Origin of the sequence: Mammaliicoccus sp. J-M41 (assembly GCF_022385935.1) — a bacterium.
GTDB classification, from domain to species: Bacteria; Bacillota; Bacilli; order Staphylococcales; family Staphylococcaceae; genus Mammaliicoccus; species Mammaliicoccus sciuri_A.
In genome coordinates this window covers 1-1,285 of sequence record NZ_JAJNIR010000068.1, presented here as the reverse complement: position 1 = coordinate 1,285, position 1,285 = coordinate 1, and the positions used below count along the sequence as shown (strand labels likewise).

Here is a 1,285-nt window from a genome sequence, read left to right as displayed (position 1 = left end):
ATTTTATAATATAGATGAAATTTTATTTAGGAGTTGATTCTATGTTAAATAAAGCTGAAGATAAACGTGACCAATATGAAATGATTTCTGTTTCAGAATTGGTCCCTAAAGATCATTTGTTGAGAAAAGTAGATAAGGTATTAGATTTAAACTTCGTTTATGAACTTGTTGAAGATAAATACTGTTTAGATAACGGACGTCCTTCTATTGATCCAGTTATCTTAGTTAAGATTTTACTTATTCAAAGACTATTTGGCATAAAATCAATGAGACAAACTATTAAAGAAATTGAGACTAACGTAGCTTACCGTTGGTATTTAGGGTTTAGCTTTCTTGATAAAGTCCCTCATTATGGTACATTCAGTAAAAATTATACAAGACGGTTCCATGATACTGACTTGTTTGAACAAATATTCGAAAGAATATTACAAATTGCGATTAAGAATAATTTAATTGATCACTCAACGTTATTCATTGATTCAACACATATAAAAGCTAATGCGAACAAAAATAAATATATTAACCGAGTTGTTAAAAAAGATACATTACACTTCCAAGAAGAACTTAATAATGAAATTAATCAACAGAGGTTAGCACAAGGAAAAAAGCCCATAAAAAATAAGAAAAAGGAGGAATATAAAAATAAGAAAGTCAGTACTACTGACCAAGAAGCTGGCTACTATGTTAAAGGTGAAAGAGAGAAACAATTTGCGTATAGCTTACATAGTTGTGTAGATAAAAATGGTTTTATAATTGATCAACATGTTACACCTGGAAATGTTCACGATAGTACACAGTTGAAACCTATGGTTGAAAGATTAGAAGCAAAAAATATGTTGCCAATCACATTAGCAGTAGACTCTGGATACAAAACGCCATTCAATGCGCATTATTTACTTGAGAAATCGATTGTACCTGCAATGCCATATACAAGACCAAAAGGAAAGCCAGGCATATTTAAATCCAAAGAGTTTATTTATGATGAATATTACGATAGTTACATATGTCCAAATGATGAATTACTTACTTTTAAGAGAACTATGCCGACAGGGCATAGATTATACAAATCTGATCCTACTATATGTAAAACATGTCCACTATTAAATGAATGTACAGAAAACAGAAACTATACTAGAGAAATTCGAAGACATGTTTGGCAAGACGATTTAGATATAATCGAAGATTTACGATTTGTAGATACTATTAAAAAAGCATATAAACTAAGAAGCCAAACAGTAGAAAGACGATTTGGTGATGCAAAAGAACAGCATGGTATGAGATGGAC

At 30.5% G+C, this 1,285-nt stretch carries 1 protein-coding gene; it reads left to right on the top strand.

Features of this window, described 5'->3' with window-relative positions; translation table 11 throughout:
* Positions 1 to 41: 41 nt before the first annotated feature.
* Positions 42 to 1,285, top strand: a 1,244-nt coding sequence (locus LQ686_RS13865) for an IS1182 family transposase (RefSeq protein ID WP_119494289.1), incomplete at its 3' end; no start/stop codon positions are given.